We start from the raw sequence: 19,564 nt of genomic DNA, 5'->3' as shown, positions 1-19,564 counted from the left end.
GTCAGCCGCGACGGGAAGGGGCTTGCTTTGCCAGGAGAAATGCATATGAACGTTATCGCCATCATGAATCACATGGGTGTCTACTTCAAAGAAGAGCCTATCCGTGAACTGCATCAGGCGCTGGAAAGTCTGGATTTCCGCATCGTTTACCCTAACGATCGCGAAGACCTGCTGAAACTGATCGAGAACAACGCCCGTCTGTGCGGGGTGATCTTCGACTGGGACAAATACAACCTGGAGCTGTGCGAAGAGATCAGCCAGCTGAACGAGTACATGCCGCTGTACGCGTTCGCCAACACCTATTCGACGCTGGACGTCAGCCTGAACGATCTGCGCATGCAGGTGCGCTTCTTCGAATATGCGCTCGGCGCGGCAACCGACATCGCCGCCAAGATCAAACAGAACACCGACGAGTATATCGACACCATCCTGCCGCCGTTGACCAAGGCGCTGTTCAAATACGTGCGCGAAGGCAAATACACCTTCTGTACGCCGGGCCACATGGGCGGCACCGCGTTCCAGAAAAGTCCGGTGGGCAGTATCTTCTACGATTTCTTTGGCCCGAACACCATGAAGTCGGATATCTCGATTTCGGTGTCCGAACTGGGATCGTTGCTGGATCACTCCGGCCCGCACAAAGAAGCGGAAGAGTACATTTCCCGCGTGTTCAACGCCGAACGCAGCTACATGGTCACCAACGGCACCTCCACCGCCAACAAGATCGTCGGCATGTACTCGGCGCCGGCGGGCAGCACGGTGCTGATTGACCGTAACTGCCACAAGTCGCTGACTCACCTGATGATGATGAGTGACATCACGCCGATCTACTTCCGCCCGACCCGCAACGCCTACGGCATCCTCGGCGGTATTCCGCAGAGCGAGTTCCAGCGCGCCACCATCGCCAAACGCGTGAAGGAGACCCCGAACGCCACCTGGCCGGTGCACGCGGTGATCACCAACTCCACCTATGACGGCTTGCTGTACAACACCGACTTTATCAAGAACACCCTGGACGTGAAATCTATCCACTTCGATTCCGCCTGGGTGCCTTACACCAACTTCCACCCGATCTATAAAGGCAAGTGCGGCATGAGCGGCGGCCGCGTGGAGGGCAAGGTGATCTATGAAACCCAGTCCACCCACAAACTGCTGGCGGCCTTCTCGCAGGCTTCGATGATTCACGTGAAGGGCGACATCAACGAAGAGACCTTCAACGAAGCCTACATGATGCACACCACCACCTCGCCGCACTATGGCATCGTGGCGTCGACCGAAACCGCTGCGGCGATGATGAAAGGCAACGCCGGCAAGCGCCTGATCAATGGCTCTATCGAGCGCGCGATCAAATTCCGCAAAGAGATCAAACGCCTGAAAGTCGAATCCGACGGCTGGTTCTTCGACGTCTGGCAGCCGGAGCATATCGATGAGCCGGAATGTTGGCCGCTGCGCTCCGACAGCGCCTGGCACGGCTTCAAGAACATCGATAACGAACACATGTATCTCGACCCGATCAAGGTCACCATTCTGACGCCGGGGATGAGCAAGGAAGGCGAGATGCAGCCGTTCGGTATCCCGGCCAGCATCGTGGCGAAATACCTCGACGAACGCGGCATCATCGTCGAGAAAACCGGGCCGTACAACCTGCTGTTCCTGTTCAGCATCGGCATCGACAAAACCAAGGCGCTCAGCCTGCTGCGCGCGATGACCGACTTCAAACGCTCGTTCGATCTGAACCTGCGGGTGAAAAACATGCTGCCTTCGCTGTATCAGGAAGCGCCTGATTTCTATGAAAACATGCGCATTCAGGATCTGGCGCAGAACATTCACCGCCTGGTGGAGCAACACAACCTGCCGGACCTGATGTATCGCGCGTTCGAAGTGCTGCCAACCATGGTGATGAACCCGTACCAGGCGTTCCAGAAAGAGCTGCACGGCGAAGTGGAAGAAGTCTATCTGGAAGAGATGGTCGGCAAGGTCAACGCCAATATGATCCTCCCATACCCACCGGGCGTGCCGCTGGTGATGCCGGGCGAAATGCTGACCGAGGAGAGCCGGCCGGTGCTGGAGTTCCTGCAGATGCTGTGCGAAATCGGCGCGCATTATCCGGGCTTTGAAACCGACATTCACGGCGCCTATCGTCAGGCGGACGGACGTTATCGGGTGAAAGTGCTGAAGGCGAAATAACCGCAGCCAATAACAGGGGAGGCGCTCGCGCTTCCCCTTTGTCGTTCACCGACTGATGGGAGACCTCCATGAAAACACCCTCACAGCCGCGCGCAATCTACTATGTCGTAGCCATACAAATTTGGGAATATTTCAGCTTTTACGGCATGCGTGCGTTACTGATTCTCTATCTGACCCACCAACTCGGCTATACCGACAGCCACGCCATCGATCTCTACAGCGCTTACGCTTCGTTAGTTTACGTCACTCCTATTTTGGGCGGCTGGCTCGCCGACCGCCTGCTGGGCAATCGCGTCGCGGTGATTGCCGGTGCGGCGCTGATGACGCTGGGGCATATCGTGCTCGGCCTGAGTGCGGTCTCCGCCCAGTCGCTCTATCTGGCTCTGGCCATCATCATCTGCGGCTACGGCCTGTTCAAATCTAATATCAGCTGCCTGCTGGGCGAGCTGTATCCGGCGCAGGACTCGCGCCGCGAAGGGGGCTTCTCGCTGCTGTACGCCGCCGGCAACGTCGGTTCCATTTTGGCGCCGATCGCCTGCGGGTTGGCGGCCGAGCGCTATGGCTGGCACGTCGGCTTTGTGTTGGCCGGGATCGGCATGTTCGCCGGCCTGGCGATCTTCCTGCTCGGCGGGCGCCACTTCCGCCATACCCGCGGCGTGAATGCACCGCTGATGCGCGCCAAAAGCCTGGGTTTGCCGCACTGGGGTTGGCTGTTGGCGGCGCTGCTGGCATCGCCGCTGTTCTTCACGCTGCTGTTTGTGCACGACTGGGCCGGCTATTTGCTCGGGCTGGTATGCGTGGCGGCGGTGGTGCTGGTGGCGCGCATTATGCTGCGTGCGGACGCCGGCCAGCGCCGGGGGCTGTGGCAGATCGTTGTGCTGATGCTGCTGGGCACGTTGTTCTGGGCTTTCGCCCAGCAGGGCGGCAGCTCCATCAGCCTGTTTATCGATCACTTCGTCGATCGGCGCTGGTTCGGCTGGACGGTGCCGACCGCGCTGTTCCAGTCGGTTAACGCCTGCGCGGTGATGCTGGGCGGCGTGGCGCTGGCATGGCTGGCGAGCGGCGACGGCACGGGCGATCGCACGCTGCGCATCTGGTGCAAGTTCGCCTTCGGTCTGCTGTTGATCGGCGTCGGCTTTACGCTGATGGCGCTCAATACGCGGCTGCACGGGCCGGGATCGATGGGGCTGATGATCGCCGGCCTGGCGGTGATGGGCTTCGCCGAACTGTTTATCGATCCGGTGGCGATGGCGCAGATCACCCGGCTGAATATCCCCGGCGCCACCGGCGTGCTGACCGGTATCTATATGCTGGCGACCGGCTCGATCGCCAACTACCTGGCGGGCATTATCGCCAATCAGACCGCCGAGGATCACATCGAGGGGGCGGCGATGCAGGCGTATGGCCGCATTTTCGCTCAGATCGGCTGGGGAGCGGCCGGATGCGCGCTGGCTGTGATCGCGGTGCTGGGCGGCTGGTGGTTGCTGGCGCGGCGCCAGGCCCGGACGGTTAATGCTTGATTGATGACGGTAGGCGGGGTTAACGTGCAGCTATGTAGAAGTGACAAAGCCTACCGATGAATACTGATCAATTAACGACGCGGGTGGCAGACCAGTTGGGCGCGCAGCAGCGACTGCTGGTGGCGTTCAGCGGCGGCCTGGATTCCAGCGTACTGCTGCATGTGCTGGCGGCCTTGCGCCGCCAGCGTCCGGCGCTGCAGCTGCGTGCGCTGCACGTGCATCACGGCCTGAGCGCCTTTGCCGACCGCTGGGTTGAGCATTGCCGCAGCCGCTGTGCCGACTGGCAGATCCCGCTGACGGTGACGCACGTGCAGGTGGACGCCCGCCAGGGCGGTATCGAAGCGGCGGCGCGTGCAGCGCGCTATGCCGCCTTCAGCGCCGCGCTGACGGAGGGCGAAGCGCTGCTCACCGCTCAACACCTCGACGATCAAAGCGAAACCTTCCTGTTGGCGCTCAAGCGCGGCAGCGGGCCGGCGGGGCTGTCGGCGATGGCGGCGCGCGCGGCGTTGGGCGAGCACCTGCTGTTGCGGCCGCTGTTGGGCTGTTCGCGTCAGACGCTGGAAAGCTACGCGCAACGCCACGCCTTAACCTGGATCGATGACGACAGCAATCAGGACACGCGCTTCGATCGCAATTTCCTGCGCTTGCAGGTGCTGCCGCAGCTTAACCAGCGCTGGCCGCACTTCGCCTCGGCGGTAGCGCGCAGCGCCGGCCTGTGCGCCGAGCAGGAGCAACTGCTGGACGAACTGCTGGCGGAACCGCTGCAAAGCCTGTTGGCGGCGGATCGCTCATTGGCGATTGACGGCCTGACAGACTGTTCGCCGGTGCGGCGCTTCGCCTTGCTGCGGCGCTGGATCGCGTTGTTTAACGTCACCATGCCGGCGCGTGAGCAGCTGCAGCGCCTGTGGGAGGAGGTGGCGCTCAGCCGGGAGGATGCCGAACCGCAGCTGCAGCTCGGCGCCTATCAGATTCGCCGTTTCCGCGGCCGGTTGCACCTGTTGCCGCCGCTGGCGGCGCTGCGCAATGTGCATCTGCCCTGGCAACTTGACCAGCCGCTGACGTTGCCGGACGGGCTGGGGCAGTTGATTGCCGGTGAGGGCGAGCTGGTGCTGCGCGCACCGCAGCCATCGCAACAGGTCAGCGTTCGGTTCGGCGGCGTGCAGGGTGCGGTGCGCATCGTGGGGCGCGCCCATTCGCGGCCGATAAAAAAACTGTGGCAGGAGCTGGGTATTCCGCCCTGGCAGCGTGAACGCATCCCGTTGATTTATTATGATGAGCAGCTTATCGCCGCGCTGGGCGTATTCGTCTGTGAAGCGGGGCAGGTGCCGGAAGGCGAACGCCCGTGGCGGCTGCGCTGGGAAAAAAATCATAATAGCGAGGAGTAATGATGAAGTTTGTGGGGATCACGCTGTTGGCCACCGGCCTGTTCAGCCTGCCAGCGTTGGCGGCGGGGGATGCGGCCGCCGGCCAGGCGAAAGCCGCCGCCTGCGCGGCGTGCCACGGCGCGCAGGGCAAGGTGACGGTGCCGATGTACCCGAATCTGGCCGGGCAGAACGCCATGTACCTGCAGCACGCGCTGCAGGCGTATAAGAAAGGGGAGCGCAACGGCGGCCAGGCTGAGGTGATGAAGGCCTATGTGTCGGGGCTGTCGGATGACGATATCGCCGATCTGGCGGCCTTTTACGCCAGCCTGAAGCCTTAAATGACGAGGGCAGCCGTTGGGCTGCCCTGTTGGGATGGGGTTACCGCTGCTCAGTCCGACAGACTGACGACCACGGTACCGATTTCCGGATGACTGAAACTGCTGATATGGTCAAGGCGCAGGTCGCGCTGTTGGCCGTTCTGTTCGATGGTCAGATACTCAACGCGTTTCTTTTGCAGCAGGTCGATCGCCTTGGCCTCGATCACTTCTCCGTCGCGTAACTCCAGCTTCAGAATAAGTTTATGCTGACAGGCGAGTTCCAGGTTGTCGTAGTCATCGCAATTGATGGGTTGGTACTCATCATTCATCAACATAGTCGCTCACCAATAAGTTAGCGGCGGCAAAGGCCGCCTGTTCCCTAACGGAGGACGGTAGCGCGTCGTTCGCTGCGACATCGTCCAATGCCTTTAACGCACAAGCCAGCGCATCAGGCACGTAGCCAAGATCTCCACTGCCAATCTCGGCGTAAGTACGGCGTACTAACTCACAGTATTGTTGCACAGTTTCCTCCCTTAAGAACCTCTGCATCATCAAGACCGCTCTCGCGATGAGGCGCAGGCTCTCGGAGTTTTATCCTATCCTAGACGACTATAGCACAGCTGTTATGGAGTTATCAGCACCCTGGCACGCCTTTCGCACTGCCGTGGCCTGGCCGCGCTGGCGGGGTTTGGCCCTGATCAAGTACACTGTCGCCGGATAATAACGAGGTCACCCATGGCGCTGAAAGCAACCATTTATAAAGCCGCGGTCAATATTGCTGATATGGATCGTCACTTCTACCACGACGCCACGCTGACGCTGGCGCAACACCCGTCCGAAAACGAGCAGCGCATGATGCTGCGCCTACTGGCCTGGATCTGCCATGCCGACGAACGGCTGGTGTTCACCAAAGGGCTGAGCGCCGACGACGAGCCGGAGATCTGGCAGCGCAACGACCACAATGGGCTGGAAATGTGGATCGAGATGGGATTGCCCGACGAGAAGCGCATTCGCAAGGCCTGCAACCAGTCGCCGCGCGTGGTGCTGTACGCTTACGGCGAGCGCGCCGCGCACGTATGGTGGCAGGGAATGCAGGGCAAGGTGGCCGGCCACAAGAACCTGAGCGTGCGTTTTCTCGACGACGAACAGCTGGCGCGCCTGACGGCATTGGCCAGCCGCACCATGACGCTGCAGGCGACGTTGCAAGAGGGAACTATTTGGCTGTCCGATGCTCAGAATAGTCTGGAAATCCAGTTTGCCGAGTGGCAGCAGGCACAGGTGTGACCGGTGCTGGAACTGTCAAGAAACGTAGCCATACCGGATAATGAGCTGGAATTGACGGCGATCCGCGCGCAGGGCGCGGGCGGCCAGCACGTGAACAAAACCTCAACGGCGATCCATTTGCGCTTTGACATCCGGGCATCCAGCCTGCCAGAGTATTATAAGGAACGGCTGCTGGCGCTGAATCATCATCTTATTACCGCTGATGGCGTGGTGATTATCAAGGCGCAAGAGTATCGCAGCCAGGAATTGAATCGCGAAGCGGCGTTGGCCAGGCTGGCCGCGCTGATTCGGCAGGCGATGGTGGTGGAAAAAACGCGCAAGGCGACCAAGCCCACGAAAGGGGCCAAACTGCGTCGCCTGGAAGGCAAGGCGCGTAAAGGCGCCACCAAGGCGCTGCGTGGCAAGGTTCGCACTTAGGAATACATGAACACAGTAGGAGAATAACTGTGAAAAAAATTACGGTAGCCCTGTTCCTCGCGGCAGGCGCACTCTCGTTGTTGGGATGCAACAATCATTATCAACCGAAGGAACAACCGCTGCAGCCGATGCCGCAGAGCTATCAAGGGGTGTTGCCTTGCGCCGATTGCGGCGGCCTGGATACGGCGCTGTTCCTGGATGAGGACGGCACCTTCGTGCTGCAGGAAACCTATCGCGGCACCAAAGACGGCGATCAGACCTTTGCCGATTACGGTAAATGGGCCCGCACGGCGGATAAACTGGTGCTGACCGACAGCAACGGCGAAAAACGCTACTTCCGCCCGGTGGGCAAGAGCCTGGAAATGCTGGATCGCAGCGGCGTGCCGATCGAGTCCAAGCTGAATTACCGCCTGGATCCGGTTGAGAAACCGTTGCCTAAAACGCCGATGACGTTGAAAGGCAGCTACACCTATATGGCGGACGCGGCCGTCTTCAAGGACTGCGCTACCGGCAAAACCTTCCCGGTGGACAACAACATCGCGCTGGAGCAAGGTTACGCCAAAGCCTACAAGACCGCCGGTGAGCCGGTATTCCTGACGTTCAGCGCGCACTTCAGCGTGCAGCCGTCGATGGAGGAAGGTCTGACCGAAAAAGCGCTGGTGCCGGACGGTAAAATCGCGTTCGACCGCAGCAAGAACTGCAGCAGCAAATAAGCAATTTCGTATATAAAAAAACCCGCCTGAGCGGGTTTTTTATTTTCTGGTGTTCGTCGCTTAGCGTTTGATCTGGCCCAGCAGGAAATCAACGATTTCGCCGGTTTTGATCATTTGCTTCTCGCCGACGCGGCGGTTCTTGTACTCGATCTCTTCGTTGTCGAGGTTGCGGTCGCCGATAACGATAGAGTGCGGCACGCCGATCAGCTCCATGTCCGCGAACATCACGCCCGGACGCTCTTTGCGGTCATCGAGGATCACGTCGATGCCGTGGGAGCGCAGGGTGTTGTACAGCTCTTCGGCCAGCGCCTGCACGCGGAACGACTTGTGCATGTTCATCGGCAGGATCGCTACCTGGAACGGCGCGATGGCGTCCGGCCAGATGATGCCGCGTTCGTCATGGTTCTGCTCGATGGCGGCGGCCACGACGCGCGTGACCCCGATACCGTAGCAGCCCATGGTCAGCACCTGGTTACGGCCGTCTTCGCCCTGCACGGTCGCTTTCATCGCTTCCGAGTACTTGGTGCCGAGCTGGAAGATATGGCCCACTTCGATGCCGCGTTTGATCAGCAGCGTGCCCTGACCGTCCGGGCTGGCGTCGCCTTCCACCACGTTACGGATATCGGCCACCTGCGGCAGCGGCAGATCGCGCTCCCAGTTGATGCCGAAATAGTGTTTGCCGTCAACGTTGGCACCGGCGCCAAAGTCGCTCATCGCCGCTACGCTGCGGTCAGCAACCACCGGCATCGGCAGGTTGACCGGGCCGAGTGAACCCGGGCCGGCGCCGACGATGGCGCGAATTTCTTCTTCGGTGGCGAAGGTCAGCGGCGCGGCAACCTGCGCCAGCTTCTCGGCCTTGATTTCGTTCAGCTCGTGATCGCCGCGCACCAGCAGGGCAACCAGCTTGTGGCCGCTCTCTTCGGTGGCGCGCACCATCAGCGTCTTCACGGTTTTTTCCACCGGCAGCTGGAACTGCTCGACCAGCTCAACGATGGTTTTGGCGTTTGGCGTATCCACCAGGCGCAATTCTTCGCCGGCCGCCGCGCGTGGAGCCGCCGGCGCGACCGCTTCCGCCAGCTCGATGTTGGCGGCGAAGTCGGAACCGGTGGAGAATACGATATCGTCTTCACCGCTGTCTGCCAGCACCTGGAATTCGTGCGAGGCGCTGCCGCCGATCGAGCCGGTATCGGCCTGCACCGGGCGGAAATCCAGGCCCATGCGGCTGAAGATTTTGCTGTACGCTTCGTACATCGCGTCGTAAGTCTCCTGCAGAGACTCCTGTGAGGTATGGAAGGAGTAGGCATCCTTCATCAGGAACTCACGGGAACGCATCACGCCGAAACGCGGGCGCACTTCATCGCGGAACTTGGTCTGGATCTGGAAGAAGTTCAGCGGCAGCTGTTTGTACGAGCTGATCTCGTTGCGGATCAGATCGGTGATCACTTCTTCATGCGTCGGGCCCAGCACGAACGGACGGTCGCCGCGGTCGACAAAGCGCAGCAGCTCGGGGCCGTATTGCTCCCAACGGCCGCTTTCCTGCCACAGGTCGGCAGGCTGAACCACCGGCATAGACACTTCGATCGCATTAGCATTGTTCATTTCTTCGCGAACGATGTTTTCAACCTTTTTCAGAACGCGCAGGCCGGTCGGCAGCCAGGTGTAAAGACCGGAGGCCAGCTTGCGGATCATCCCGGCGCGCAGCATCAGCTGGTGGCTGATCACTTCGGCGTCGGCAGGTGTCTCCTTCAGAGTGGAGAGCAGATATTGGCTAGTACGCATGGTGTTTTGGTTCCGTTAGAACTGCAAATTGCATCGGGCTGCCAGAGTGGCGGCCAAAAGTGACAAAAGTGGTTTAGTTTACCAGCGCGAGCGGGTCGCCAAAAGAGAGGCGGCGGAATTTTAACGCGGGTCGAGCGCCAACACTTCGGTATGGCCGTCCACGACGCGCCAGCGCACGTTGAAATCCAGCAGCCAGACGGCGTAATCCCGTTCGACGTCCTCTCCTTTACGATAGGCGGGACGGGGGTCTTGCGCCAGCACCTGGCTGATAAAACGCCTTAATTGCGGGTAACGCGCCTGATGTTGCTGCAGCTGCTGCTCGGCCTGCGGCGCGAAGCGCACCGGCATGTCGCCGGCGGGCGCGGCCTGGGCAAAGCCGGCGCGGGCCTGCGGCTGGCTCTCGGCGAACGGCAGATAAGGCTTGATGTCCACCACCGGGGTGCCGTCGACCAGATCGAGGCTGCCCAGCTCCAGCACCACGTCGCCGTTTTTTACCCGCACGCCTTTCAGTTCGATCAGGGACATGCCGAGCGGGTTGGGGCGGAAGGTGGAGCGGGTGGCGAACACGCCCATGCGGGCATTGCCGCCTAAACGCGGCGGTCGCACCGTCGGCCGCCAGCCGCCTTCCAGGGTTTGATGGAAAATGAACATCACCCACAGATGGCTGAAATCGCTGAGGCCGCGTACCGCCTCCGCCTGGTTGTAGGGCGGCAGCAGCAGCAGTTCGCCACCACCGTCTTCGACCAGCCCCGGCTGGCGGGGAACGGCGAATTTTTCTTTATACGGCGAGCGGATCACGCCGATCTGCTCGAAAACGAATTCGGTCATTTGGACGAGACGTTAAGCGCCGAGCCCTGGCAGACGGCCTGCTGGTAACAACCGGCGACGCCGCTGACAATCTGGCAGTCGTGCAGCAGCACGGCGTTGGCCTTCATGTAAGACGCGCGGATTTGCATGCGCTTACGGGCGGTGGCCAGATTCGGTGGGGAGTCTTGTACGGTGGTTTGGCACGATTCGCCGGACACTTCACCCAGATCGCGGAACGGTTTGCCCACGAGCTCTTCTGCACTTTTGTACAGTTTTACCGGAGCAGGGCGGGCGGCCGGCGTGGTCTTGGCCGAGCTGGTGGTGGTCGGCTTGCTGGTGCTGTTTGTTGAGGACGGCGCGATACGTTGCGATGAACATCCGGCCAGCGCGAGCGCTAACAAACAGAGAGGTAAAACACGCATTGAGATTCCTCTGCCTTAATGAAAGTGGCGCTATTGAAGCAATCTATGGCGGAAATAACAAGACGGGCCTTGGCCCGTCTTGCAATTATAGGAATAAAATTGGCGAATAAGCGCTTACCAGCCTTTCACCGCACCGCCGTTGAAGATTTTGTTGGCGGCGGCGTCGACTTCGTCAGACTGATAGGCCTGCACGAATTTCTTCACGTTTTCCGCATCTTTGTTATCTTCGCGCGCAACCAGCAGGTTGACGTAAGGCGAGTCTTTGTCTTCCACGAACAGACCGTCTTTCGCCGGCGTCAGGCCGATCTGGCTGGCGTAAGTGGTGTTGATTACCGCCAGCGCGATCTGCTGATCGTCCAGGGAACGTGGCAGCTGAGGCGCTTCCAGCTCAACCAGCTTCAGGTTTTTCGGGTTCTCGGTCACGTCCAGCACGGTCGGCAGCAGGCCAACGCCGTCTTTCAGTTTGATCAGGCCGACTTTCTGCAGCAGCAGCAGCGAACGGCCCAGGTTGGTCGGATCGTTAGGCAGTGCGATCTGAGAGCCGTCTTTCAGCTCGTCCAGCGATTTGATTTTCTTGGAGTAACCGGCAATCGGGTAAACAAAGGTGCTGCCGACCGGCACCAGCTTGTAACCGCGATCTTTGATTTGCTGATCCAGGTATGGCTTGTGCTGGAAGGCGTTCAGATCGATATCGCCTTTGCTCAGCGCTTCGTTAGGCAACACGTAGTCGTTGAAGGTCACCAGCTCAACGTCCAGACCGTATTTCTCTTTCGCCACTTTCTGAGCGACTTCAGCTACTTGCTGCTCAGCGCCGACGATCACACCGACCTTGATGTGGTTTGGATTTTTTTCATCCTGGCCGCAGCCCGCCAGAGCCAGAGTACCGATCAGTGCGCCAATTGCCGCGATGGATTTAAATTTTAACGACATATCCCTTCCTCATTAGACTCGCATTAACATGCTGTGAAACTATTTATGGGTAACGGCTTTGACGATGCGATCGCCGCAGAACTGGATCAGATAAACCAAAACTACCAGTAATACTAATACGGTATTCATCACTGTGGCGTTATAACCGATATAACCGTATTGGTAACCGATTTGGCCCAGACCACCGGCGCCGACCGCGCCGCCCATGGCGGAGTAGCCCACCAGGGTGATCAGCGTGATGGTTGCGGCGTTGACCAGGCCCGGCAGGGCTTCCGGCAGCAACACTTTCTTGATGATCTGCATCGGCGTGGCGCCCATGGCGCGCGCCGCTTCCACCAGACCGGACGGGATCTCCAGCAGGGCGTTTTCCACCATGCGCGCGATGAACGGTGCGGCGCCCACGGTCAACGGCACGATGGCCGCCTGCAGACCGATAGAGGTGCCGACGATCATGCGCGTAAACGGAATCATCCAAACCAGCAGGATAATGAACGGGATGGAACGGAAGATGTTCACCAGCCCAGACAGGATTTTATACAGTGAGTTATTGGCGATGATTTGCCCCGGGCGGGTAACATACAGCAGCACGCCGACCGGCAGGCCGAGCACGAAACCGAAGAAGCCGGAGACAAAGGTCATCATGACGGTTTCCCACACGCCACGCGCCATCAACCACATCATTGCCTCAGACATAACCCAGAACCTCTACTTTTACCTGATTTTCTTGCAGGAACTTAATCGTCGCCAGCGCGTCTTCGTCGCTGCCGTGCAGCTCCGCCAGCATCACGCCGAATTTCACGCCGCCGGCATAATCCATCTGGGCGCTGATAATGTTGTTGTTCACGTTGAAGCGGCGAGCGGCTTCAGACAGCAGCGGCGCATCGACCGACTGGCCGGTGAATTCCAGGCGCAGCAGCGGCTGGCGGTCGCCCTGACGTTCCGGCGACAGGCGCGCGGCGTAGTCGTCCGGGATATCCAGATGCAGCGTGGACTGAATGAACTGTTGGGCCAGCGGGGTTTTCGGGTGTGAGAACACTTCGCTGACGCTGTCTTTTTCGATCAGTTGCCCCTGGCTGATGACCGCGACCTGGTCGCAGATGCGTTTCACCACGTCCATTTCGTGGGTGATGAGCAGAATGGTCAGGCCCAGACGGCGGTTGATGTCTTTCAGCAGTTCCAGGATGGAACGGGTGGTGGCCGGATCCAACGCGCTGGTGGCTTCGTCGCACAGCAGCACTTTGGGATTGCTGGCCAGCGCACGGGCGATCGCCACGCGCTGTTTCTGGCCGCCGGACAGGTTGGCCGGGTAGGCGTCGTGCTTGTCCGCCAGGCCGACCAGCTCCAGCAGTTCGGTCACGCGCTTTTTGATCTCGGCGCGCGGCGTATTGTCCAGCTCCAGCGGCAGCGCCACGTTGCCGAACACCGTGCGGGAAGAGAGCAGGTTGAAGTGCTGGAAGATCATGCCGATTTGGCGACGGGCGCGCGTCAGTTCGCTTTCCGACAGCGAGGTCAGATCCTGACCATCGACCAGGACCTGGCCGGACGTTGGGCGCTCCAGCATGTTGGCGCAGCGGATCAGCGTGCTTTTGCCGGCACCGGAAGACCCGATAACGCCATAGATTTGCCCGGCAGGGACGTGAAGGGTCACGTCAGAGAGCGCGGTAATAGTGCGCGAACCCTGCTGGAACACTTTAGTGATGTTAGAAAGTTTAATCATATTCTTCTTATTTTAGCGTGGTTGCCCGTGGCTAGATAAAAGTAAACCTCGGCGTGGAACCAAGGTATGGATCAGATGTTAAGGCGTCTAGACGTCTAAGTCAACGGCCAACGACGTTCTCCGGCGTTCTCAGTGCGGGGTAAAACATGCGATACTGTCAGCGTATACAGGCCCTCAGGAGCAAAGCGGTGACACAAAGCGTTCCAGCAATTTTTCTCGATCGTGACGGTACGATTAACGTTGACCATGGCTATGTCCATGAAATCGACAACTTCCACTTTATTGACGGCGTGATTGACGCCTGTCGCGAACTCAAAAAGATGGGATTCGCGTTGGTGATGGTGACCAACCAGTCCGGCATTGCGCGCGGCAAGTTCAGCGAAGACCAATTTATGTACCTGACCGAGTGGATGGACTGGTCGCTGGCCGATCGCGACGTCGACTTCGACGGCATCTATTTCTGCCCGCACCATCCGGAGGCAGTAATAGAAGAGTATCGTCAGGTGTGTGACTGCCGTAAACCGCAGCCGGGCATGCTGCTGCAAGCGCAGCAGGAATTGAACATCGATATGGCCGCTTCTTATATGGTGGGCGATAAACCGGAAGATATGCAGGCGGCGATCGCGGCCGGCGTTGGTACCAAGGTATTGGTGCGCACCGGCAAGCCGGTGACCGAGCAGGGCGAACAGCTGGCCGATTGGGTGCTAAATAGCCTGGCGGACCTGCCGGCAGCCATCAAAAAGCGGGTTTAATAGGCGTTACGAATGAATAGTGAGCGGTCAGATAAAAAATGCATATTATCGCTTGTCATTCTGAACCGGCTCCCTATAATGCGCCTCCATCGACACGGCGCAAGTGATTCACTTCACACAGCGGCCGGGAAGAAAGAGAAAAAATCCTGAAAATTAGGGTTGACTCTGAAAGAGGAAAGCGTAATATACGCCACCTCGAGTTAGCAAGCTAAAGCGCCTAACTCACTGCTCTTTAACAATTTATCAGACAATCTGTGTGGGCACTCCACAAGACGATATCCAGCATCTTCGGATGCAAAAAAATATCAAGTCTTGAAGAGTGACTAACTGAAGTAAAATTCATGCAGTAAATCTTTGAGCATCGCTTCTCGAGTGGAAGCAAATCAAGCTTTTAATTGAAGAGTTTGATCATGGCTCAGATTGAACGCTGGCGGCAGGCTTAACACATGCAAGTCGAGCGGTAGCACAAGAGAGCTTGCTCTCTGGGTGACGAGCGGCGGACGGGTGAGTAATGTCTGGGAAACTGCCTGATGGAGGGGGATAACTACTGGAAACGGTAGCTAATACCGCATAACGTCGCAAGACCAAAGAGGGGGACCTTCGGGCCTCTTGCCATCAGATGTGCCCAGATGGGATTAGCTAGTAGGTGGGGTAATGGCTCACCTAGGCGACGATCCCTAGCTGGTCTGAGAGGATGACCAGCCACACTGGAACTGAGACACGGTCCAGACTCCTACGGGAGGCAGCAGTGGGGAATATTGCACAATGGGCGCAAGCCTGATGCAGCCATGCCGCGTGTGTGAAGAAGGCCTTCGGGTTGTAAAGCACTTTCAGCGAGGAGGAAGGTGGTGAACTTAATACGTTCATCAATTGACGTTACTCGCAGAAGAAGCACCGGCTAACTCCGTGCCAGCAGCCGCGGTAATACGGAGGGTGCAAGCGTTAATCGGAATTACTGGGCGTAAAGCGCACGCAGGCGGTTTGTTAAGTCAGATGTGAAATCCCCGGGCTCAACCTGGGAACTGCATTTGAAACTGGCAAGCTAGAGTCTCGTAGAGGGGGGTAGAATTCCAGGTGTAGCGGTGAAATGCGTAGAGATCTGGAGGAATACCGGTGGCGAAGGCGGCCCCCTGGACGAAGACTGACGCTCAGGTGCGAAAGCGTGGGGAGCAAACAGGATTAGATACCCTGGTAGTCCACGCTGTAAACGATGTCGATTTGGAGGTTGTGCCCTTGAGGCGTGGCTTCCGGAGCTAACGCGTTAAATCGACCGCCTGGGGAGTACGGCCGCAAGGTTAAAACTCAAATGAATTGACGGGGGCCCGCACAAGCGGTGGAGCATGTGGTTTAATTCGATGCAACGCGAAGAACCTTACCTACTCTTGACATCCAGAGAACTTTCCAGAGATGGATTGGTGCCTTCGGGAACTCTGAGACAGGTGCTGCATGGCTGTCGTCAGCTCGTGTTGTGAAATGTTGGGTTAAGTCCCGCAACGAGCGCAACCCTTATCCTTTGTTGCCAGCGGTTCGGCCGGGAACTCAAAGGAGACTGCCAGTGATAAACTGGAGGAAGGTGGGGATGACGTCAAGTCATCATGGCCCTTACGAGTAGGGCTACACACGTGCTACAATGGCATATACAAAGAGAAGCGACCTCGCGAGAGCAAGCGGACCTCATAAAGTATGTCGTAGTCCGGATTGGAGTCTGCAACTCGACTCCATGAAGTCGGAATCGCTAGTAATCGTAGATCAGAATGCTACGGTGAATACGTTCCCGGGCCTTGTACACACCGCCCGTCACACCATGGGAGTGGGTTGCAAAAGAAGTAGGTAGCTTAACCTTCGGGAGGGCGCTTACCACTTTGTGATTCATGACTGGGGTGAAGTCGTAACAAGGTAACCGTAGGGGAACCTGCGGTTGGATCACCTCCTTACCTAAAGATATTAGTTCGAGTGGCGTGCTCACACAGATTGTCTGATAGAAAGTAACGAGCAGAAATACCTTTATAGGCTTGTAGCTCAGGTGGTTAGAGCGCACCCCTGATAAGGGTGAGGTCGGTGGTTCAAGTCCACTCAGGCCTACCACTTCTCGGAAGTGGAAAAGGTACTGCGCGTGACTGTATGGGGCTATAGCTCAGCTGGGAGAGCGCCTGCCTTGCACGCAGGAGGTCAGCGGTTCGATCCCGCTTAGCTCCACCATATAGTCCGGTATTTCAATACTTCAGAGTATATTGGCGACAGTATGCTGCGAAGTATTTTGCTCTTTAACAATCTGGAACAAGCTGAAAATTGAAACATGACGGCTGAAATTTATCCCTCCGTAGATGTACTGGGATAAAGAGTAACCTGTCATAGAGTCTCTCAAATGTTTGCAGCGCGAACGATGGAAACATCTTCGGGTTGTGAGGTTAAGTGACTAAGCGTACACGGTGGATGCCTAGGCAGTCAGAGGCGATGAAGGGCGTGCTAATCTGCGAAAAGCGTCGGTAAGGTGATATGAACCGTTACAACCGGCGATACCCGAATGGGGAAACCCAGTGTGTTTCGACACACTATCATGTCATGAATACATAGTGGCATGAGGCGAACCGGGGGAACTGAAACATCTAAGTACCCCGAGGAAAAGAAATCAACCGAGATTCCCCCAGTAGCGGCGAGCGAACGGGGAGGAGCCCAGAACCTGAATCGGCTTGTGTGTTAGTGGAAGCGTCTGGAAAGTCGCGCAGTAAAGGGTGATAGCCCCGTACACTAAAATACACAGGTCGTGAGTTCGATGAGTAGGGCGGGACACGTGACATCCTGTCTGAATATGGGGGGACCATCCTCCAAGGCTAAATACTCCTGACTGACCGATAGTGAACCAGTACCGTGAGGGAAAGGCGAAAAGAACCCCGGCGAGGGGAGTGAAATAGAACCTGAAACCGTGTACGTACAAGCAGTGGGAGCACCTTCGTGGTGTGACTGCGTACCTTTTGTATAATGGGTCAGCGACTTATATTTTGTAGCAAGGTTAACCGTATAGGGGAGCCGTAGGGAAACCGAGTCTTAACTGGGCGATTAGTTGCAAGGTATAGACCCGAAACCCGGTGATCTAGCCATGGGCAGGTTGAAGGTTGGGTAACACTAACTGGAGGACCGAACCGACTAATGTTGAAAAATTAGCGGATGACTTGTGGCTGGGGGTGAAAGGCCAATCAAACCGGGAGATAGCTGGTTCTCCCCGAAAGCTATTTAGGTAGCGCCTCGTGAACTCATCTTCGGGGGTAGAGCACTGTTTCGGCTAGGGGGCCATCCCGGCTTACCAAACCGATGCAAACTCCGAATACCGAAGAATGTTATCACGGGAGACACACGGCGGGTGCTAACGTCCGTCGTGAAGAGGGAAACAACCCAGACCGCCAGCTAAGGTCCCAAAGTCATGGTTAAGTGGGAAACGATGTGGGAAGGCATAGACAGCCAGGATGTTGGCTTAGAAGCAGCCATCATTTAAAGAAAGCGTAATAGCTCACTGGTCGAGTCGGCCTGCGCGGAAGATGTAACGGGGCTAAACCATGCACCGAAGCTGCGGCAGCGACGCTTAGCGTTGTTGGGTAGGGGAGCGTTCTGTAAGCCGTTGAAGGTGGCCTGTGAGGGTTGCTGGAGGTATCAGAAGTGCGAATGCTGACATAAGTAACGATAAAGCGGGTGAAAAGCCCGCTCGCCGGAAGACCAAGGGTTCCTGTCCAACGTTAATCGGGGCAGGGTGAGTCGACCCCTAAGGCGAGGCTGAAAAGCGTAGTCGATGGGAAACAGGTTAATATTCCTGTACTTGGTGTTACTGCGAAGGGGGGACGGAGAAGGCTAGGCTAGCCGGGCGACGGTTGTCCCGGTTTAAGCGTGTAGGGGGTGTGACCTGGTAAATCCGGTTGCATACTAACCCTGAGGCGTGATGACGATGCACTACGGTGCAGAAGTAGTTGATGCCCTGCTTCCAGGAAAAGCCTCTAAGCTCTAGGTAACATTAAATCGTACCCCAAACCGACACAGGTGGTCAGGTAGAGAATACCAAGGCGCTTGAGAGAACTCGGGTGAAGGAACTAGGCAAAATGGTGCCGTAACTTCGGGAGAAGGCACGCTGGCATGTAGGTGAAGTCCTTCGCGGATGGAGCTGAAGCCAGTCGAAGATACCAGCTGGCTGCAACTGTTTAATAAAAACACAGCACTGTGCAAACACGAAAGTGGACGTATACGGTGTGACGCCTGCCCGGTGCTGGAAGGTTAATTGATGGGGTCAGCCGCAAGGCGAAGCTCTTGATCGAAGCCCCAGTAAACGGCGGCCGTAACTATAACGGTCCTAAGGTAGCGAAATTCCTTGTCGGGTAAGTTCCGACCTGCACGAATGGCGTAATGATGGCCAGGCTGTCTCCACCCGAGACTCAGTGAAATTGAACTCGCTGTGAAGATGCAGTGTACCCGCGGCAAGACGGAAAGACCCCGTGAACCTTTACTATAGCTTGACACTGAACATTGAGCCTTGATGTGTAGGATAGGTGGGAGGCTTTGAAGCGTGGACGCCAGTCTGCGTGGAGCCATCCTTGAAATACCACCCTTTAATGTTTGATGTTCTAACTCGGCCCCATAATCTGGGGTGAGGACAGTGTCTGGTGGGTAGTTTGACTGGGGCGGTCTCCTCCCAAAGAGTAACGGAGGAGCACGAAGGTTAGCTAATCACGGTCGGACATCGTGAGGTTAGTGCAAAGGCATAAGCTAGCTTGACTGCGAGAGTGACGGCTCGAGCAGGTACGAAAGTAGGTCTTAGTGATCCGGTGGTTCTGAATGGAAGGGCCATCGCTCAACGGATAAAAGGTACTCCGGGGATAACAGGCTGATACCGCCCAAGAGTTCATATCGACGGCGGTGTTTGGCACCTCGATGTCGGCTCATCACATCCTGGGGCTGAAGTAGGTCCCAAGGGTATGGCTGTTCGCCATTTAAAGTGGTACGCGAGCTGGGTTTAGAACGTCGTGAGACAGTTCGGTCCCTATCTGCCGTGGGCGTTGGAAGATTGAGAGGGGTTGCTCCTAGTACGAGAGGACCGGAGTGAACGCACCACTGGTGTTCGGGTTGTCATGCCAATGGCATTGCCCGGTAGCTAAGTGCGGAAAAGATAAGCGCTGAAAGCATCTAAGCGCGAAACTTGCCTCAAGATGAGTCTTCCCTGGGCCTTCAAGGCCCCTGAAGGAACGTTTAAGACTAAGACGTTGATAGGCTGGGTGTGTAAGTGCAGCGATGCATTGAGCTAACCAGTACTAATGATCCGTGAGGCTTAACCTTACAACACCGAAGGTGTTTTGGTGAGACCGAGACAATATTCAGCTT

At 57.6% G+C, this 19,564-nt stretch carries 16 protein-coding genes, 2 tRNA genes and 2 rRNA genes; 12 read left to right on the top strand and 8 right to left on the bottom strand.

Annotated elements, in window-relative coordinates; translation table 11 throughout:
- The first annotated feature begins 45 nt into the window (after positions 1-45).
- From cadA to V8N38_RS19905, 4 genes are all read left to right on the top strand, one after another.
- Positions 46-2,184 carry a lysine decarboxylase CadA gene (gene cadA, locus V8N38_RS19920; protein WP_033649815.1) on the top strand — a complete coding sequence of 713 codons (2,139 nt, stop codon included), beginning with the start codon at positions 46-48 and terminating at the stop codon, positions 2,182-2,184.
- A gap of 68 nt (positions 2,185-2,252) precedes the next feature.
- On the top strand, positions 2,253-3,704 hold the full coding sequence (dtpD, locus tag V8N38_RS19915) for a dipeptide permease DtpD (protein WP_147840327.1): 1,452 nt from the start codon (positions 2,253-2,255) through the stop codon (positions 3,702-3,704).
- A gap of 56 nt (positions 3,705-3,760) precedes the next feature.
- Positions 3,761-5,089, top strand: coding sequence for a tRNA lysidine(34) synthetase TilS (tilS, locus tag V8N38_RS19910; protein WP_087763684.1), 1,329 nt, complete (start codon positions 3,761-3,763; stop codon positions 5,087-5,089).
- 2 nt (positions 5,090-5,091) lie between these two features.
- Positions 5,092-5,406, top strand: coding sequence for a c-type cytochrome (locus tag V8N38_RS19905; RefSeq protein ID WP_033649818.1), 315 nt, complete (start codon positions 5,092-5,094; stop codon positions 5,404-5,406).
- Positions 5,407-5,456: 50 nt separating this feature from the next.
- On the opposite strand, the gene rof is transcribed toward V8N38_RS19905, so the two are convergent.
- Entirely contained in the window at positions 5,457-5,720 is a 264-nt protein-coding gene (rof, locus tag V8N38_RS19900; RefSeq protein ID WP_004931991.1) for a Rho-binding antiterminator, read from the bottom strand.
- A complete protein-coding gene (locus tag V8N38_RS19895) occupies positions 5,707-5,907 on the bottom strand; it encodes a YaeP family protein (RefSeq protein ID WP_004931993.1) in 201 nt (66 codons plus the stop codon). Before V8N38_RS19895 ends, rof begins: the two co-directional genes overlap by 14 nt.
- A 213-nt stretch (positions 5,908-6,120) precedes the next feature.
- Between V8N38_RS19895 and V8N38_RS19890 the strand changes: the two genes are divergently transcribed.
- The 3 genes from V8N38_RS19890 to nlpE are packed head-to-tail and all read left to right on the top strand — an operon-like array spanning position 6,121 to position 7,799.
- Complete coding sequence (locus V8N38_RS19890) at positions 6,121-6,669, top strand: YaeQ family protein (RefSeq protein ID WP_033649819.1); 549 nt, start codon at positions 6,121-6,123, stop codon at positions 6,667-6,669.
- A gap of 3 nt (positions 6,670-6,672) precedes the next feature.
- Complete coding sequence (arfB, locus tag V8N38_RS19885; protein WP_028127523.1) at positions 6,673-7,086, top strand: alternative ribosome rescue aminoacyl-tRNA hydrolase ArfB; 414 nt, start codon at positions 6,673-6,675, stop codon at positions 7,084-7,086.
- 29 nt (positions 7,087-7,115) lie between these two features.
- Complete coding sequence (nlpE, locus tag V8N38_RS19880; protein ID WP_033649820.1) at positions 7,116-7,799, top strand: envelope stress response activation lipoprotein NlpE; 684 nt, start codon at positions 7,116-7,118, stop codon at positions 7,797-7,799.
- Positions 7,800-7,859: 60 nt separating this feature from the next.
- Here the strand turns inward: nlpE and proS are convergent, their stop codons facing one another.
- From proS to metN, 6 genes are all read right to left on the bottom strand, one after another.
- The gene (gene proS, locus V8N38_RS19875) at positions 7,860-9,578 is read right to left on the bottom strand and encodes a proline--tRNA ligase (protein WP_041036458.1); all 1,719 of its coding nucleotides are present in this window, start codon (positions 9,576-9,578) and stop codon (positions 7,860-7,862) included.
- Between the two features lie 120 nt (positions 9,579-9,698).
- Complete coding sequence (gene tsaA, locus V8N38_RS19870) at positions 9,699-10,406, bottom strand: tRNA (N6-threonylcarbamoyladenosine(37)-N6)-methyltransferase TrmO (protein WP_033649822.1); 708 nt, start codon at positions 10,404-10,406, stop codon at positions 9,699-9,701.
- A complete protein-coding gene (gene rcsF / locus V8N38_RS19865; protein ID WP_147840328.1) occupies positions 10,403-10,807 on the bottom strand; it encodes an Rcs stress response system protein RcsF in 405 nt (134 codons plus the stop codon). Before rcsF ends, tsaA begins: the two co-directional genes overlap by 4 nt.
- Before the next feature lie 114 nt (positions 10,808-10,921).
- Positions 10,922-11,737 (bottom strand): MetQ/NlpA family lipoprotein, encoded by an 816-nt coding sequence (locus V8N38_RS19860; RefSeq protein ID WP_041036453.1) that lies wholly within the window; start codon positions 11,735-11,737, stop codon positions 10,922-10,924.
- Positions 11,738-11,776: 39 nt separating this feature from the next.
- Complete coding sequence (locus V8N38_RS19855) at positions 11,777-12,430, bottom strand: methionine ABC transporter permease MetI (RefSeq protein WP_004932010.1); 654 nt, start codon at positions 12,428-12,430, stop codon at positions 11,777-11,779.
- Positions 12,423-13,454 (bottom strand): methionine ABC transporter ATP-binding protein MetN, encoded by a 1,032-nt coding sequence (gene metN / locus V8N38_RS19850; protein WP_004932012.1) that lies wholly within the window; start codon positions 13,452-13,454, stop codon positions 12,423-12,425. Before metN ends, V8N38_RS19855 begins: the two co-directional genes overlap by 8 nt.
- A gap of 188 nt (positions 13,455-13,642) precedes the next feature.
- On the opposite strand from metN, the gene gmhB reads away from it, so the two are divergent.
- The 5 genes from gmhB (at position 13,643) to V8N38_RS19825 (ending at position 19,519) form a co-directional block, all read left to right on the top strand.
- Entirely contained in the window at positions 13,643-14,206 is a 564-nt protein-coding gene (gene gmhB / locus V8N38_RS19845) for a D-glycero-beta-D-manno-heptose 1,7-bisphosphate 7-phosphatase (RefSeq protein ID WP_038874480.1), read from the top strand.
- Positions 14,207-14,598: 392 nt separating this feature from the next.
- A 16S ribosomal RNA gene (locus V8N38_RS19840) occupies positions 14,599-16,140 on the top strand.
- Positions 16,141-16,214: 74 nt separating this feature from the next.
- Positions 16,215-16,291 (top strand) — tRNA-Ile (locus V8N38_RS19835).
- Between the two features lie 38 nt (positions 16,292-16,329).
- Positions 16,330-16,405 (top strand) — tRNA-Ala (locus V8N38_RS19830).
- A gap of 207 nt (positions 16,406-16,612) precedes the next feature.
- Positions 16,613-19,519 (top strand): 23S ribosomal RNA (locus V8N38_RS19825).
- Together the 16S and 23S rRNA genes with 2 tRNA genes alongside form the textbook arrangement of a ribosomal RNA operon.
- Positions 19,520-19,564 lie beyond the last annotated feature (45 nt).

Origin of the sequence: Serratia nevei (assembly GCF_037948395.1) — a bacterium.
Classification (GTDB): domain Bacteria; phylum Pseudomonadota; class Gammaproteobacteria; order Enterobacterales; family Enterobacteriaceae; genus Serratia; species Serratia nevei.
Note: the sequence above shows the minus strand (reverse complement) of the source record. Positions and strands in the feature narration are given on the sequence as shown.

What these genes read in the sequence shown, in the direction of transcription:
- cadA (WP_033649815.1), top strand. Translation starts at nt 46, where the DNA reads ATGAACGTTATCGCCATCATGAATCACATGGGTGTCTACTTCAAAGAA.
- dtpD (WP_147840327.1), top strand. Translation starts at nt 2,253, where the DNA reads ATGAAAACACCCTCACAGCCGCGCGCAATCTACTATGTCGTAGCCATA.
- tilS (WP_087763684.1), top strand. Translation starts at nt 3,761, where the DNA reads ATGAATACTGATCAATTAACGACGCGGGTGGCAGACCAGTTGGGCGCG.
- V8N38_RS19905 (WP_033649818.1), top strand. Translation starts at nt 5,092, where the DNA reads ATGAAGTTTGTGGGGATCACGCTGTTGGCCACCGGCCTGTTCAGCCTG.
- rof (WP_004931991.1), bottom strand. Translation starts at nt 5,720, where the DNA reads ATGTTGATGAATGATGAGTACCAACCCATCAATTGCGATGACTACGAC.
- V8N38_RS19890 (WP_033649819.1), top strand. Translation starts at nt 6,121, where the DNA reads ATGGCGCTGAAAGCAACCATTTATAAAGCCGCGGTCAATATTGCTGAT.
- proS (WP_041036458.1), bottom strand. Translation starts at nt 9,578, where the DNA reads ATGCGTACTAGCCAATATCTGCTCTCCACTCTGAAGGAGACACCTGCC.
- tsaA (WP_033649822.1), bottom strand. Translation starts at nt 10,406, where the DNA reads ATGACCGAATTCGTTTTCGAGCAGATCGGCGTGATCCGCTCGCCGTAT.
- rcsF (WP_147840328.1), bottom strand. Translation starts at nt 10,807, where the DNA reads ATGCGTGTTTTACCTCTCTGTTTGTTAGCGCTCGCGCTGGCCGGATGT.
- V8N38_RS19860 (WP_041036453.1), bottom strand. Translation starts at nt 11,737, where the DNA reads ATGTCGTTAAAATTTAAATCCATCGCGGCAATTGGCGCACTGATCGGT.
- V8N38_RS19855 (WP_004932010.1), bottom strand. Translation starts at nt 12,430, where the DNA reads ATGTCTGAGGCAATGATGTGGTTGATGGCGCGTGGCGTGTGGGAAACC.
- metN (WP_004932012.1), bottom strand. Translation starts at nt 13,454, where the DNA reads ATGATTAAACTTTCTAACATCACTAAAGTGTTCCAGCAGGGTTCGCGC.